This window comes from Erwinia sp. S43, assembly GCF_016624745.1.
Classification (GTDB): Bacteria; Pseudomonadota; Gammaproteobacteria; order Enterobacterales; family Enterobacteriaceae; genus Erwinia; species Erwinia coffeiphila.
This window is the reverse complement of the sequence record NZ_JACVTX010000001.1, coordinates 1-15726: the sequence shown is the minus strand read 5'-3', so window position 1 is coordinate 15726 and position 15726 is coordinate 1. Positions and strand designations below refer to the sequence as shown.

At 55.1% G+C, this 15726-nt stretch carries 13 protein-coding genes; 10 read left to right on the top strand and 3 right to left on the bottom strand.

What is annotated here, in order from left to right; all coding sequences use genetic code 11:
• Positions 1-375: 375 nt before the first annotated feature.
• Positions 376-1443, top strand: a complete 1068-nt coding sequence (locus tag IBT47_RS00065) for a porin (RefSeq protein WP_279355978.1) — start codon at positions 376-378, stop codon at positions 1441-1443.
• Between the two features lie 43 nt (positions 1444-1486).
• Here IBT47_RS00065 and IBT47_RS00060 read toward each other — a convergent pair whose 3' ends face one another.
• Together IBT47_RS00060 and IBT47_RS00055 are read right to left on the bottom strand one after the other, a co-directional pair.
• Positions 1487-2392, bottom strand: a complete 906-nt coding sequence (locus tag IBT47_RS00060; protein ID WP_200558573.1) for a bestrophin family protein — start codon at positions 2390-2392, stop codon at positions 1487-1489.
• A gap of 144 nt (positions 2393-2536) precedes the next feature.
• Positions 2537-3973: a YchO/YchP family invasin gene (locus IBT47_RS00055; protein WP_200558968.1), complete on the bottom strand. Its 1437-nt coding sequence runs from the start codon at positions 3971-3973 to the stop codon at positions 2537-2539.
• Between the two features lie 742 nt (positions 3974-4715).
• Here IBT47_RS00055 and IBT47_RS00050 point away from each other — a divergent pair.
• The 9 genes from IBT47_RS00050 to IBT47_RS00010 all read left to right on the top strand — a co-directional run bounded on the left by IBT47_RS00050 (position 4716) and on the right by IBT47_RS00010 (position 14616).
• Positions 4716-5264, top strand: coding sequence for a YbhB/YbcL family Raf kinase inhibitor-like protein (locus IBT47_RS00050; protein ID WP_200558571.1), 549 nt, complete (start codon positions 4716-4718; stop codon positions 5262-5264).
• Between the two features lie 396 nt (positions 5265-5660).
• Positions 5661-6149: a hypothetical protein gene (locus IBT47_RS00045; protein ID WP_105594372.1), complete on the top strand. Its 489-nt coding sequence runs from the start codon at positions 5661-5663 to the stop codon at positions 6147-6149.
• Positions 6150-6255: 106 nt separating this feature from the next.
• Positions 6256-7482 (top strand): type IVB secretion system protein IcmH/DotU, encoded by a 1227-nt coding sequence (gene icmH / locus IBT47_RS00040; protein ID WP_370569848.1) that lies wholly within the window; start codon positions 6256-6258, stop codon positions 7480-7482.
• Positions 7482-9527, top strand: coding sequence for a type VI secretion system membrane subunit TssM (tssM, locus tag IBT47_RS00035; RefSeq protein WP_200558966.1), 2046 nt, complete (start codon positions 7482-7484; stop codon positions 9525-9527). The genes icmH and tssM overlap by 1 nt, the downstream gene beginning before the upstream one ends.
• A complete protein-coding gene (gene tagF / locus IBT47_RS00030) occupies positions 9511-10209 on the top strand; it encodes a type VI secretion system-associated protein TagF (RefSeq protein ID WP_200558569.1) in 699 nt (232 codons plus the stop codon). The genes tssM and tagF overlap by 17 nt, the downstream gene beginning before the upstream one ends.
• 21 nt (positions 10210-10230) lie before the next feature.
• On the top strand, positions 10231-11397 hold the full coding sequence (gene tagH / locus IBT47_RS00025) for a type VI secretion system-associated FHA domain protein TagH (protein WP_200558567.1): 1167 nt from the start codon (positions 10231-10233) through the stop codon (positions 11395-11397).
• Positions 11394-12170: a PP2C family serine/threonine-protein phosphatase gene (locus IBT47_RS00020; RefSeq protein ID WP_105594368.1), complete on the top strand. Its 777-nt coding sequence runs from the start codon at positions 11394-11396 to the stop codon at positions 12168-12170. The genes tagH and IBT47_RS00020 overlap by 4 nt, the downstream gene beginning before the upstream one ends.
• A 14-nt stretch (positions 12171-12184) precedes the next feature.
• Positions 12185-13138, top strand: coding sequence for a hypothetical protein (locus IBT47_RS00015; RefSeq protein ID WP_200558566.1), 954 nt, complete (start codon positions 12185-12187; stop codon positions 13136-13138).
• A 35-nt stretch (positions 13139-13173) separates the two neighbouring features.
• Positions 13174-14616, top strand: coding sequence for a serine/threonine-protein kinase (locus tag IBT47_RS00010; RefSeq protein ID WP_200558565.1), 1443 nt, complete (start codon positions 13174-13176; stop codon positions 14614-14616).
• An 18-nt stretch (positions 14617-14634) separates the two neighbouring features.
• Here the strand turns inward: IBT47_RS00010 and IBT47_RS00005 are convergent, their stop codons facing one another.
• On the bottom strand, positions 14635-15312 hold the full coding sequence (locus IBT47_RS00005; protein ID WP_200544554.1) for a gamma-glutamylcyclotransferase: 678 nt from the start codon (positions 15310-15312) through the stop codon (positions 14635-14637).
• Positions 15313-15726 lie beyond the last annotated feature (414 nt).

The window sequence follows — 15726 nt, the reverse complement described above, 5'->3', positions numbered from 1 at the left end:
TGGACATTTTGTATTAATAGAAAAGCTTTACGATAAATAGCATTAACCCAATTCTGATAATTAACCATAAAACAAAAACCGCCAAAATCGCTCAATAATCAATCATAATGCGATAAATAAATATTGTTTTTCATAAAAATGAAATATTAATTTACACAATTAAATCATGCAATTAACTCAATTAAATTCCACAAACCCTTAAAAGATGCATAGCTAATACGTATTGCATCATAAGGAATAACTTATAAACACCTTGTCAAAAATCACCATGAAATAATTTGTTACATATATTCAATTTTCATGAAACATATTTTTATGTCACCTTCACCACCGCACTAAATGCAAAGAAAATATAATTTTAAAACAGGGTTACTCATGATGAAGCGTTCTTTACTGGCATTACTGATACCGGCTCTTCTGGCCACTGGCGGCGTGCAGGCAGCAGAGATTTATAACAAAGACGGCAACAAGGTGGATTTGAACGGTAAGATTAACGTTGGCCACCTCTTCTCCGATGATACGGGCAACGATGGCGATGTTTCCTATGCCCGTTTTGGCTTTAAAGGCGAAACGCAGATTGCGCAAGATCTGACCGGCTACGCCCAGTGGCAGTACAACTTCCAGCTGAACAAAACCGAAGGCGCTGATGCGCTGAGCGGCGACAAAACCCGTCTGGGCTTTGCCGGTCTGAAGTTTGGCAAGTGGGGTTCATTCGATTACGGCCGTAACTATGGTCTGGTGTATGACGCGCTGGCCTGGACCGATATGCTGCCGAAATTCGGCGGCGACTCCGGTTACGCGGACGGCTTCCTCTCTACGCGCTCAACCGGCGTGGCAACCTGGCGTAACAGCAATTTCTTCGGCCTGGTTGATGGCCTGAATGTGGCGCTGCAGTACCAGGGTAAAAACGACCGTACCGGCACCGATGCCGTGCGTCGTAGCAACGGTGACGGCTACGCGACATCCGTCAGCTACAATGCGGACTGGGGTCTGAGCGTGGTGGGCACCTATGCCAACCTCGGCCGTACTCAGGCACAAAATAACGCAGCGCGTGGTGAAGGCGACCGTGCGGAATCATGGGCAACGGCGATTAAGTACGACGCTAACCAGATCTATCTGGCAACGGTGTACGGCAACACCCATAACGCGACGCCAATCAGCGGCGGCTTTGCTAACAAAGCGGTGAATTTTGAAGCTGTAGCGCAATACCAGTTCCTGAACGGTTTCCGTCCGTCTCTGGCCTACGTGTCATCACGCGGTAAGGACATTGAAAACATCGGTGATGCGGATATCGTGAAGTACGTCTCCTTCGGTGCGAACTACTACTTCAACAAAAACTTCCTGGCGTACGCCGAATACAAAGTTAACCTGCTCAGCGACAACAACCCGCTGGGGCTGGCGAACGACGACGTCACCGGCGTCGGTCTGAACTACCAGTTCTGATGGGATAACAAAGGGCGATCGTTAAGATCGCCCTTTTGTCATATCAGGTTAAACGATAATGTCTGTCAGGCTGAGGCGTATCCGGCAGTTCCTGCTCCAGATTCATTTCCCGCAGGTTGATCTCAATGTTGGTGCACATGGCATCCAGCGGCAGATGGTTGTTGGCCAGGCCAAACGGCATCTCCAGCTCCTCCGCCAGGGTATCCAGCGACAGGAAGGTATAGGCGATAAACACCGATACCAGCGGGGTCATGTAGTGCAAATCCGGCACCAGCGCGAACGGCAGCAGCGTACAGAACAGATACACCGTACGGTGCAGCAGCAGGCCGTAGGCAAACGGAATCGGCATACTCGCCAACCGCTCACATCCTCCCAGAACCTGTGACAGCTGATTGATGCTGTCATCCATATGCGCATACAGAATGTCAGAAAGATTACCGTTGCGACGCTGTACCGCCAGCCAGTTGGAAAGCTGTAGCTCAATAAAGTTGGTCGGTGAGCGCCGGGTCAGGATCTCATCGGCCTCATCGCCAAGATAGCGGCGCATGTCCTCATGGGCATCGGTACGGCGCAACTGGTGCTTAAGGCTGTAGCAGAAAGCCAGCAGCAGCGACATCACGCGCGGCGCTTCAGCCGGGGAGATGGCCAGCGCCAGGCGTTGTAGCGTACGGCAGGCGATCAGCAGGTTACCCCAGAACATGCGCGCTTCGATAAAACGGCCAAAGCAGACGCTGTTGCGGAAACCAAGGAATACCGCGATCGACACCCCGAGCAGGCTGAACGGGGCAAGGGTCAACTTAATCCCCAGCGTTTCATACCAGTCAAGACACAAAATCGCGATCACTGACATCATTAAATTGAGTGTCAGGCGAAACCAGATTCCGGGTAGCACAGAGCCGTGCCAGGCGAAAAGGCGAACAAACCAGTGACGATGCGGACGGATGATCATGATGAGCAGGTGAGTAGAATTTTTCGCAGATTGTGCAGAAAAACCCTGACGTTGGGAAGGAGTATTTTGTGACTTTAATCACATATATTTTCGGGCGCTATCTTGACAACTTTTTGCATTTCAGCGAGGCCATCTTTCCCATCCTCAGGGGGTTAGAAAATCGTAATTTTCCGCACGCGGGTCCTGCAATGCTACCGGCGGAGCCAGTTTCAATGTGATCCAGTTTGAGGTGACGCGCTGCTGCTTACTGTCTTCCAGCGTCACCGACAGACGATACTCATTGCTCGCCCCTGACGAACTGTCCCAGACGGGAATAATGATACTCCATCCCTGCGGATCGCTGCTGTCAGCGGGCGGCGTCAGGCTCAGTGTTTGAGTATCTCCCTGCCAGCTCACTGCTTTGATCGGATTGCTGTGGCGAATCTGCAATTTCAACGGCAGCGTTTCTCCCGGCTGCACCTGCCACGGCGGCGTGGCAAGAAACACCGACAGCGTTTTCCGCTGCCGGAAGGCCATCACCGGAGAATTATTACGATTCACCGCATCATAACGGCTGCCGCTCAGCGACTGCGCGGCATCGACATTACTGGCAGAGAGCTGTTTACTCAGCGCCACGCCGATGCGGTAGTTCATCTTCAGGGCAAACTGATCCTGGGATTCGCCGCTGTCGCCCTCTTTGTGATTGGCGCTGAACGTAAACAGCGGAACCGGCGTGTAGTTGATTCCCAACGTCACCGCCGTGGGGTTGTCCATCATATTTCCGCTGTGGAACAGGTCGATATTGCGCCCCAGATACTGCTCGTAACTCAGGGAAACGCCAAGCTGGCGATAGAACGGCAGGTAACCGCGAGTGGTAATGTCATAGCCGCGCGCCATACGCATCTGGCTGGTGCTCCCGCGATTACGCCAGCCGCTAAGGGGATGATAGTAGTTGGCGGAAAAACGCAGATATTCGCCCCATGCTTCGGTACCCAGCGATCCGCGCTGCTGGTTTTCGGTCAGCAAATCATCGATAAAAGCGTTATAGCCCAGCCGCCAGTTTCCGGCTATCCAACGCTGCCCCAGTCCGGCATTACCCACCGCTCCGTATTCGGTTTGCTCAAGGCCCAGCTGACTGAAGGTGAGATACTGGTAGTTATCCTGCCAGGGGGTAATCAACTGCGCCGACGTCCCGTTAAAGCTACCTGCATCGTCAACCGCCAGCGAGACGCTGGCACGCCCGTAAGGCGACAGCAGCTGTTCCCCTTCTCTGGCCGCGCGCTCGGCGGCAAAATCGCGAAAGCGGTTGAATGCCCACAGCTCGGCCTGTTCACGCAGCGGCTTATCACTGTCGCTGGCCATGCTGGCTTCCCCAATACTTTTCACCGCTTCGGCGATGCGTTTTTCTATTACATCGTCGCCTGTCCTGCTGTTCAGCTCGGGTAGGTGTTGCAGCATATGACTAAAGCGGGCGGGGTCGTCAAAGGGGGCTTCGGCAACCTGATTTTCAGCGTCAAAGGCCCATACGCGCTGGGTCAACTGTCCGCACAGCATGACCAGCAGAGAAAGTACGATGGGGTAACGGCGGATAAATCGGTTCATAGGCATTAAAATAGCAAAAGCAATGTTTTTATAGCGGGTTAAATGTGTGGTGCCTCACAAAATTGGCGAGTTATAACCTTAACACAGATTCGGCTGGTCGGTGAAAATCGCCGGGGACAGATGCGTCGTTCAGGTGAACTCGTGGATCGTTAACCAGTTGGTGCACAGATTCCGGGACTGTAGCGGCTACTTGACTAACTGTGTGTCTGGATAGTCGCTGGTGCCTGTGTGTCAGGGGAACAGCCTCTGCGGCTGCCGGGCGGTCCTCGCGCCGTGCTTCGCCCGGTGCCTTCGATTCCAGCATCCGTCCTGTCGGACCGCCTGCGACGCGTCGTCCCTGACACGACGCAGCCTTACGCCAACGTCCTGTTGGCGTATCCTGGCCTGATGCTTTCATCTCAGCGCTGCGGATTACCCGGCAGCCGCAGAGGCTGTTCCCCCTTTAACCATTCTGCTCGCTATTTGATTTAGTCCAACCGTTGAATTGCCTGAACAGAATCAACAAACTGGCAGCTCTCCATTCTCAGACCATACTGAAATATAAGAAGTCGCCCAGCCAGCACCATCGCTAACGCCGACCATACTGAAACCCGGCCTCTGGTCCGTTTCTTCAGACAGTAAGGAAATAAACAAAGCAGGCTGGCCGGTCCACCGTTGGGGCCATCCGCAGCGCGATGACAGGCCAGCCGGTGACAATATCAACCATCAGATAATCAGCACCACTTTAAAACGGAGAACGTCAATGAAAAAAACGCTACTCGCCGCCTCACTCCTGTTAGCCAGCCTCGGCGCTGGCGCACAGGAAATCTTCACCCTCAGTTCACCCGACTTTACCGACAATGCCCTGCTGGACAAACAGTTCGCCGGTGCGACCCCGGGTAACGTCAGTTGCACGGGTAAAAACGTCTCCCCGGCACTTAGCTGGAACCACGCTCCCGCAGGAACCAAAAGCTTTGCGCTGATGGTCTTTGACCCTGAAGGTGCGAAAGGACTCGGCGTCTCACATCTGGTGGCCTACAACATCCCCGCCAGCCGTACCCAGTTTGCCCGAGGCGACCTGACCAGCGGCAACGGATTCACCGGCGGAAAAAACAGCCCGGGAACCGATCGTTACCACGGCCCCTGCCCTCCGGCAGGCAGCGGCGCGCACCATTATATCTTTACGCTTATCGCCAGCGATCTGGCGGCAGATGCACTTCCTTCCGGGCTGACCCGCGACCAGTTGCTCAACGCACTGAAAGGCCACGCGCTGGCCGGTGCCGGAATCATCGGCCGCTATGGCAACGACTAAAGCGATTTCATTTTACGCCTTCAGCTAATCACTCGTCCGGTGATGCCCTGCGCATCACCGGACCGCGCCAAACGCCTGTTTTCACGCCAACTATGCAGCAGATAAGGAAAATTAGCATTTTTAGCGCTAATCAAATTGCCGTTATCACTCCTTTCAGGCAAAATCTGGCAAATAAGGCGACTGCTAGCATGTTCATTCAGCGCCTGCAATGGATTCTATTCCCAAAAACGTCAGGTAAGACCATTAACGATTTATCCTGATGTCAAACCGGGCAATTTTATTCCTCTCAACCGAAAAATGTGCCAACACATTCATTTTGGTTGCAATGGAGCGTGGCTGGCGCGGCGCTGTCGCGTTTTAAAGCCAGATATTCTGAACATATTCACGGGGATCAAAGTGAAAATTAGCAGCGCGTTAATCTTGCTGGCCGTGTTTTCCCTCGCAGGATGCAAAACGGCCCCGTCACAGCCGGATGATGACACTCTGGTGACCAGTGAGGTCAATGGCGTGAAGCTGGTCCATCGATATGCAGTACAGGCCCCCACCTCTTTTACACCTGTAAACCAGCAATATCGTGCGCTGTATAAAGCCTCGGTGATGACCCGGCCCGACTACAGCGGCAAGATTGTTCGTTACCTGGAAACCGGAAAACCCTTCACCGTACTGGGTGAAGCGGACCACTGGCTGGCCATTGCCGGCGACGATCCGCAACAGCTGGCAGGATATGTTCCGCTCAAGGCCGGTGTAAAAAGCGAACTGTATGACGCTACGCTGCGCAACGATCGCCCTCGCCCGCGCAAAGCGCGTAAAAAAGAGTGCGTTGACGTGGGTGGGCAGAGCAAAGCCTGTCGCAGCGGCGATACGGCGACCTGGATCTTGCAATAACCCGAACCCGATGCGGCAGCCATACTGCCGGTGAATGGATAAAATAATTTATGCGGCTGCGGGCCTTTTCCTGGCTGCAGCACACAGCTGAGATCCTCGAATCCTGATGATGCCAGAACTTTCTCCGGCGACAGAGAGCTACGCGGCCCTTGATAATCCTCTGCTGGCAGCAGCATTTCCCTTGCTGAACGCCGTGGTGCAGATCCGCCAGGCCATCAGCCATGACGATCCGGCAGGTTTACGCCAGCAGCTGGTTGATGAGATCCGCCTGTTTGAAAGTCGCTGCCGCAAGGTGGAACTGCCGTTTGAGACGATTATCGGCGCCCGCTACTGCCTGTGTACGGTACTCGATGAGGCAGCTGCGCAAACGCCGTGGGGCAATCGCGGCGTCTGGTCAGGTAACGGACTGCTGGTAACATTTCATAACGAAGCCTGGGGCGGCGATAAGTTTTTTCAGCTGCTTTCCAGACTGTCGCAGAATCCCGATCAGCATCTTTCGCTGTTAGAAGTCATTAACTACTGTCTGCTACTGGGTTATGAAGGCCGCTACCGCACAATGGAAAACGGTCGCAGCCAGCACGATGCCATTCGCGATCGTCTTGCCACGCTCATTGCTAATGTCCGCGATACGCCGCATCACAGCCGTATTTCTCCCCCGGTCGAGCTGCCGCATGAAGGTGCGCCATGGCGCGCGCCGGTGCCACTTTGGGCCTGCATATCAATTGCCGCGTTTATCGCCTGCCTGGTCTTCTCCAGCCTGAACTGGCGCCTGGGCAACACCGCCACCACCCTGCTACAGCAAATCTGGCAAACCCCGCTACCGGAAACGGTCGCTGGCCAACGCGGCCCCGTTCCACAGGCGTTAACCGACCTGCGTTTGCGGCTTAGCGATCTGATTACCGCTCATCAGCTGGATGTGGTGGATACCAGCAGTGGCAGCCGGGTTATCCTGCCGGTAGACGGCCTGTTCAATGCCTCTGGTACGGTACTTTCAGCCGAGGGACGCGCGCTTATCGCCCGCGTTGCCACGGCGCTGGAAGCTGTTCACGGAACGCTGTTGATTAGCGTTTTCAGCGATGACAGACCACGGCGTGAAGAACGTTTCCCCTCAAGCTATGAATATTCCCAGGCGCAGGCATCCGCCATCGCCAGCCTGATGCAGCAGCTGATTGCCCAGCCCGGTGTATCTATTCGCACCCAGGGGCGGGGCGACAGCGGTGCACTGATGCCCAACGACAGCGCTCAGAATCGGGCTCAGAACAGGCGTGTAGAGATTACCCTGTTCGCCGCGCCTGAAAACGATGACCGCAGCAACAGCACCGGAAAATCATGATGTTGAAAACAATTTTCGCCCTGCTTACCTGCCGACCGATATGGGGCCTGCTCGGCGTCAGCGCCCTCTGCGCCCTGATCTGGATGCTCGGGCCTTTACTGGCCCTCAGTCAGTTTCAGTTACTTGATAGCGATCTGAACCGTCAGTTGCTGATCGCCAGCTGCTATCTACTGTGGGGGCTGTTTATGCTGCTGCCCCAGCTCTATCGCGCCTGGTATAACCGACGGATGCTAACGCGATTACAGTTGAACAGCCACGAACAGAATGAGTTGCAGGCTACCAGTGAAATGCTGGATATGCGCTTTCACGACGCAACTCAACTGTTAAAAAAGATCCAGTTTCCGAATAGTTCCCCATCGCGCCGTAGCCGCTGGCTGCGCTTTTTCAGCGCCCGCTACCTCTATCAGCTGCCGTGGTATCTGATTGTCGGCGCGCCGGGTGCGGGTAAAACTACCGCGTTGCTGAACTCCGGACTGGAGTTTGCGCTACCCGACAGCCTGAATAAAGGCGCACTGCGAGGTGTGGGCGGCACGCGCCACTGCGACTGGTGGTTCACACAACAGGCCGTGCTGCTTGATACTGCGGGAAGATATACCCTTCAGGAGAGCCAGCGTACACGTGATGCCAGTGAATGGCAGACCTTTATCGCCCTGCTTAAACGCTATCGTCCGCGTCAGCCAATCAATGGCGTGATCGTTACGCTCAGCGTGGCCGACCTGTTAAGTGACTCGGCGGAGATGCGCCAGGCGCAGGCGACAGCTCTACGCAGCCGCATGGCAGAACTTCACCAGCAAACGGGTATCCACTTCCCGGTCTATATCATGGTGACGAAAAGCGATCTGCTTAAAGGCTTTATGAGCTATTTTGCCCAGTGCGACAAAAGCCAGAGGGAGCAGGTTTTTGGCTTCACTTTCCCGCTAAAGTCCACTGCGGTTGAACACGACCCGCTGTTGCCCCAGTTTGAGCACCATTTCCATCAACTCTGCAACCAGCTGATGAACGATCTCGCCTGCAATATGGCAAGGCAAACTGATTTACAGCAGCGCGCAGACTGCTTCCTTTTTCCACAGGAATTCGCGTCTTTACGCCCGCTGCTGGCAGAATATCTGACCACCATTTTCTCGCCCCGACAGGGTGAACCGGCCTGGTCCATACGTGGACTATTCTTTACCAGCGGCACGCAGGAAGGTCTGCCGTTCGATCGCGTGATGGGCGAACTGGCGCGTAAACTCCAGCTGCCGCAGTCGCAGGGGCAGTCAATTGCCAGCTGGAACAGCGTCAGCCGTACTTCGCCCATTCCGGCCAATAAAGGGCAAAGCTATTTTATTCACGACCTGCTCAGTAAAGTGGTGTTTCGTGAAAGTGCGCTGGCCGGCAGCGACAGCCGCTGGGAGTTACGTAACAAGCGCCTGCACCGCATGGGGTATGCCGCCACAGCTGCTGCATTAGTGGCGTGTTGTGGGCTGTGGTACACCAGCTATGATAAGAATCAGCGTTATTTGCAACAAATTGACGCCAGGTTACCGGAAATTCAGCAGCAGGCCCATACGCTGAGCGATAACAACAGTGGCGATATCACCGGGCTGCTGCCGTTTTTAAACAGCCTGGTGGCACTGCCTGAAGCACCGGACTTTTCGCTCTCCTCTCCACCGACGTTAATGCGAGCGGGGCTGTATCGGGGTGAGCAACTGTATAACGCCAGCTGGGGCCTGTATCAAAATGCCCTGAAATCCCTGCTGCTACCGCGCGTTGCCCAGGCGATCACGTTCACGCTACAGGAAGATAACGGCGCAGATGAATCTTTCACCCGCGACGCGATCCGCGCTTATCAGATGCTTTACCAGCCGCGGACATACGATGGGCGTTTTCTGCGGGGCTGGGTGATGCAGAATCTGTCAAAAAATCCGCCACCGGATATTACCGATGCCCAGCTTAAGCAACTGGACTGGCATTTAAGCCAGCTTCTCGATAAACAGATCCAAAGCTCACCCTACGCGCGTGACGGCGTATTGATAATGAGAAAACAAAATGGCAACCAGCACTGAACTGGGATGGTATGGCAAACTCCCGGCAGCAGGGGATTTTGTCCATCGCCGGATGCCCGAATCGCAGCTTGCCCAGTGGTCAAACTGGTTTAAATCCGGCGTAGTACAGTGGCAACAATTGCACAATAACTGTACTGAAGCCTTCGCGCGTGCGCCGATCTGGAATTTTGCGCTGCCTGCCACACTTGGCGTACAGCAGGTACAAATTGGCTGCCTGATGCCGTCGCGGGATCGGGTGGGTCGCGTCTGGGCGCTGATGGCCGCACAAAAGATCGCGGTGTCGCAGTGGCACCCGGTTCAACTGGCAATGGCCGGAGAGTGGTTTAACGCTTTGGGCACCGCGCTGCAACAGGCCGTTCACCAGCAGAAAAGCGTCGATGAGACCGAGCTGGCGATAACTAACCTTGACCCGCTGCCTGAGACTGTAAAACTCGACGCCAGCACGATTATTGGCTATCGCGATAGTCCGACTCTCGCATGGCCGGAGGTTTCGCGTCGTTTCGATCCGCTACAGTACACCAGCTACTGGTGGACGAATCAGTATGATGGCTGCCCGCTGGTAACGCACAAGCACAGCGGTAATTTAACCGCGCAGCTGTTTACACAATTATTTCATCCGACTCTGGCCGAAAATCCGGGCCGCCACGGACTTTATCCACCCATGTTTGACCAGGCTGACTGATCCGGGGGCGAAAACAGAAGTATGCGACTTACTCTTTTAAACCATCTGGAGCAGGACGTCTCCGTAAGCTGTGATTTCGCACCGCCTGGTGGCACCATCGGCCGCAGCGCGGATAACAATCTGGTCCTTCCCGACCCTGAACGCACCATTTCTCGTTTACAGGCGCTGGTTCATGTTTCCCCCGCCGGGGAATGTCGTCTGACCAGCCAAGGTAGCGTTATCGCGGTGATACATAATGAACGCTCCCTTGCTCGCGGTGAACAGGTCAGGCTGATGCATGGCGATACGCTAACGATTGGTCACTATCATATTATGGTTACCGATCCCCACAGGACCGACGACAGTACGGTACTGGACGATCCACTGCTGCTGTTTAATGGTGAAAGCAGCAGCACGGAAGATCCACTGGGGATTCTTAACCCGGCTATGTTACCCGATAGCGTTCAGGAAAAACCGAGTGCGGAAGAGCTTGAACTGCGCGCCGCACGCGATGCTGCCGCCAGGCTGGCGATAAACCCTCTGCCCACCAGCTACAGTGATAACGGCGATCCGGCAAGGGATGGCAGTCATGAGCAGCGGCTGCTCAATGCACTACTGGAAGGTATGGGTCTGGAGCCAGCGGCCGGTCAGACCGCTGAACTCAGCGAAGAGCAGATGCGCCTGACCGGCCGCATGCTGAGCCTGTTCTCACAGGGCACGGTCGCCCTGCTCTCCTCTCGTTCAATCCTCAAACGCGGGGTCAAAGCCGAAATGACCATGATCCTCAATGAGGCAAACAATCCGTTTAAAATTCTGCCCAGCGGTAAAACGGTACTGATGCAGATTTATCAAAGCCAGATGCCGGGGTTTATGCCGCCGGAGCAGGCGGTGCGCGACGCGCTGGTTGATTTACAGGCCCATCAGTTGGGGATGACCTCCGGGATTCGGGCAATTATTGCCGCAATGCTCCAGTCGTTTAACCCGCAGCGGCTGGAAGAACACGCCCGGCAGGACAGCGCTATCCCCAGACTGGCCCTCAGCACATCACGCAAGGCGGCTCTGTGGGACTACTTTTTACGCCACTATCAGAATACATCCGGAGATATTGAGGATGACTTTCACTCGCTGTTTGGCGAGGCGTTTTTGCAGGCGTATGAAATGGAAGTCAACCAGTACAAAGATTCTCAAAGCGCCGAGGAGGATCGATGAATATCACCTTTTGCAGCACGTCACAGATTGGTGGACGCGTCAGTAATCAGGACGCCACCGGTACACAGCTTAACGAGCAATTCGGTACGTTCGTCGTCTGCGACGGCGTGGCGGGCAGCCCGGGCGGTGAACGGGCCGCCATCATTGCACGCGATACGCTGCTTTCGCAGACTGCCGGGCAAAACGCGCTTTCACCTTTGCAGACGGAAGAGATGATTGCCGCCTGTGAACAGGCCATCCGTGCGGCGCAGCGGGCAGAACCCGCACTGAAGAAAATGAGTACCACCCTTGCCGCACTATTTATCGATCGTCCCGGGCGGCGGGCCTGGTGGTGCCACGCCGGAGACACGCGCGTTTATCATTTTCGTCGCGGTGTGGTTCATGACATGACCCGCGATCATAGTCTGGTGCAACAACTTCATGACGCCGGGTATGATAATACGGGAATAAACAGTCATTTACTGTATAACGCTTTGGGCACCGACAGCGTTCAGCCCCACGATTACAGCGCCGTATTGCCGCTGGAAGATGGCGATGTTTTTCTGCTGTGCAGCGATGGTTTTTGGAATAATTTGACACCTGCCGAGATGGAACAGGCACTAAGAATGGTAAACTCACCGCAGGAATGGCTGGCTCTAATGCAGAAAGCTATCGACCGCAGTGAAAAAAAGGATAATCTTAGCGCCGTGGCCGTCTGGTATGGGTCACCGCAGGACACTACTTTGCTTTTTTCTCTGACGGATTCAGCCCGGTTTTTACCACCGCGCGATTAATTTCAAGGAATGCTATGAAATATTGGTTGCCAGTTGTCCTGAGCCTGATGGCTGCCGCCAGCGCGCGGGCGGAAGATTACCGGGTCGTATCCTCTCCCAGCCTTTCGCTGGACGTATTTATTGATAATGTTACCAGCAGTGCTCCGCAGTCCTGGTGCCAGGAAACGATCAACCTGCGCATTGTTTCCGCAAAAGCCACTGAATCCGTCGTACTCGATAAGTTCCTGCCGCAGGTCGGAAAGCTTCTGCACAACCAGTGCGGCAAGCTGAAAGAGCTGCCGTGGCAGATGACCAGCAGTCGTGGCTCAGTACTGGCCGTGGGCAATGCCCTGCAGAGCGGTGGCTGGCAGCCGGTCATTACCGCCGATGCCACCGCCACAGCCACCGCCGATAACGCCGCACCGCTGGATATCTCCCGCCCGGCAAACACCGTACCGCTTCACTACTTCGATCTGCCCGGCGGCTGCCACTTCCGTACGTGGTGGGACGATCGCGGCTCGTCGCTGTTTATCCCCGAAACGAAATCGATGACCTGTACCTCCGACGGCTGGCTGGAGGGCAGCAGTGAAATGAGCCTGATGAATGGTCAAAACCCTGCGCTGCCGCTGGAAGTCACTTTTTATCAGGGTTACCCGCTGCGGGACCTGCATCCTGCCCCGGGCGAACTTGACGTTGTTACAGTGAATAATCAGCGCATGGTGGTGAGCCGCCCTGATGCGCCGGACAGCTGGCTGGTACTGCCATTCATTCCTGAGCTTCACGTCTGGTCTTTTGAAGGAACGCTGCTGATTAAGATGGACAAAACCGACGCCAGTAACGCCGCAGAAATTAAAGAGCGGGTTGAGAAATTGCGCCAGACATGGTCAGCGACGATCGATCCCAAAGTGAAAGTGAACGTGCTGCTGGTTGATGCCCTGCATGCCGATCTTGCCGACCCGGCAACAGGTGCCTGGCGCACCGTTAATTAAGTATCTGGCGTAGCGTACGTTAGGAGAGTTTTATTATGTCGGCAAACGAGCAGCAACAAAATGCGACCAAAGCGCTTCCGCCGGGCTATCGCTTCAATGAATTCGAAATTCAGGAAGTGATTGGCGGCGGTGGCTTCGGCATTGTTTATCGTGCCTGGGACCATCTGCTGGAACGCACTATCGCTATTAAGGAATTTATGCCGAACTCGCTGGCGACTCGCAGCGAGGATCTGTCCGTTATGCTTCGGGCCGAGCGTCATCAGCGGCTGTTTAACGCCGGGATGAACAGTTTCGTGCAGGAAGCCCGGCTGCTGGCGCGTTTTAACCACCCCGGACTGCTGCACGTTCTGCGCTTTTGGGAAGGTAATGGCACCGCCTATATGGGGACGTTGTTCTATAGCGGGATGACGCTTAAAGCATGGCAATCCAGCCAGCCGCAGACGATTAACGAAGCATTGATCCGTCAACTGCTACCGCCGCTGTTTGGTGCCATCAACACCATCCATCGCGCAGGCTTCCTGCATCGGGATATTTCGCTGGATAATATTCAAATCCAGGAAAACCAGCTGCCGGTGCTGCTTGATTTTGGTTCTGCCCGCAAGGAGATTGGAAACCTCTCTGACGAAACCGAGATTATGCTCAAACCGGGCTTTGCGCCGCTGGAGCAGTACTGCGAAGAAAGCGATGCGGAACAGGGGCCGTGGACCGATATTTATGCCCTGGGTGCGGTGCTGCATACGCTGATTATCGGAACCCCTCCTCCGGTTAGCGTTGTACGCAGCATTGAGGACAGCTATCAGCCGCTGAGCGATCTTCGCCCTGAGGGATATTCGCTGCCGCTGCTCAACGCCATTGACCGCTCGCTGATGATGGATGCCACGCAGCGCCCGCAGTCGATAGATGAGCTGGCGTCGCTGATTAATTTGCCGGTGACTGACGTTGAAGATCTGCTCAGCACAATTGGCGAACCGCCAGTTTCGCCGACAGCGCAGCCCGAAGCGGACCCCGCTCCGGCAACAGAGACCGAAGCGCCTGTGGCAGCAATAAACCCGGCAGCCAGCGCCGCTGAACCACTCATTGCGGCAAAGCGCCCACTTCGCTTGTCAAAGCCGCTGCTGCTGCTGAGCGCCCTGGCCGTTCTTGCCGTGGGCACGGTGGTGTGGATGCTAAACCGCACTCCGCAGTCTGACGTCGCGCAACCGGTAAACGAGGTTTCACCAACCGCTCCCGTAGCCGACGCCACAGCAGCCGCTGCCGACGCGCCAGCGCTGGCAACGGTGTATCTGAAACTAAGCAATGGGGATACGCTGTTGCTTAACAATAACGCGATGACGGTGACGCCAAATAACAGTGGCTACGCCGTGCTGAATCTTGCGGCAGGTGACTATTTGCTTCAGGTACACAGTACGCAAGGCGACTACAGTCAGCAGTTGAAAATCGACCGCGCCGGAACCTGGTTGATTAACCCGGCGCATTAATGTGCAGATCCGGCGGGGTTATCCCGCCAGTCCACTGTGGCACTGCTGGAGTTCGCGCACCTTACTTGCCAGGTCAGTCAGGCAGTCATCATTGATGCCGCGCTGGTTAAGTTCTTTTTCCAGTGAGAACAGATACTGCGCATTCGTTCCCAGCGGACCGGTGGCTTTAGCAATCAGCGGCGCGATGGTCTGCGGGCAGGAGTCGGTTTCATACAGCGGATGGCGCGGATCCATGATAAACACCAGCGCGGTGACTTTTCGGCCATCGTCCAATGCCAGTTCACACCAGGTAGGCAGATAGCAGCCGGTGATCATTTCGCGTTTCCACAGCAGCTCCAGCTCTTCGTGCAGCTTTGCCTCCGGCAGGCAAAAGGCCAGGCCGGTGGTTTCACCGCCCTCTTTCAGGGCCAGCATGCGTCCGGGCTGACTGGCCGTTCCCCGTCCGGCGGTCAGGCGCAGGCAGAAAGCGCGATGCCAGCCGACCAGCGTACCGGTAGCGGCTTCATCGGCTTCAAACACCGGGTTCCACATTAGCGAACCGTAGCCGAAAATCCATACCGGGCTGTGGTCAGGGCGGCATGCGAGGGTCGCCGCCAGCGAAGCAGCCCGCTGCTCCGCACTCCATAACAGTGATTCCTCGATATCACCAAAAGCGGTTTTACAGTCAGCTTTTAATAAGAAATCTCTTGTTAACACTTTTACCTCCACGCCACTGCTCAAAATACACCCTGCTGATTTCGCCGTCCGCGATTTAACTATTTTTAGTTATTTTATCAAACATTATTACTGACCTTATGCATTTATTCAGCAGCTTTCAAGTTGGAGGTGGATCACAAAAGAAAAAAAATGACCGGGTGGTGACAGGCAGATGAAAATTGATATGTGAAACGGGGATGGCGGCATTCTGGAGGTGTTGTCTTCATTAACGAAGTCTGCGATTTGAATTGGGTAATATCGTCTTCAGCCAAAGCGTCTGCGCTGACGGGTAGCGTTCCCTGCCGGGCAGGTCCTCACGTCGCTTCGCGATACCTTCACTTCGTTCGTCAGCCTCACGGACCACCGCAGACGCGCGTCCTGCGCGGCTGCGCCTTTTGCCCACGTCCGTGTGGG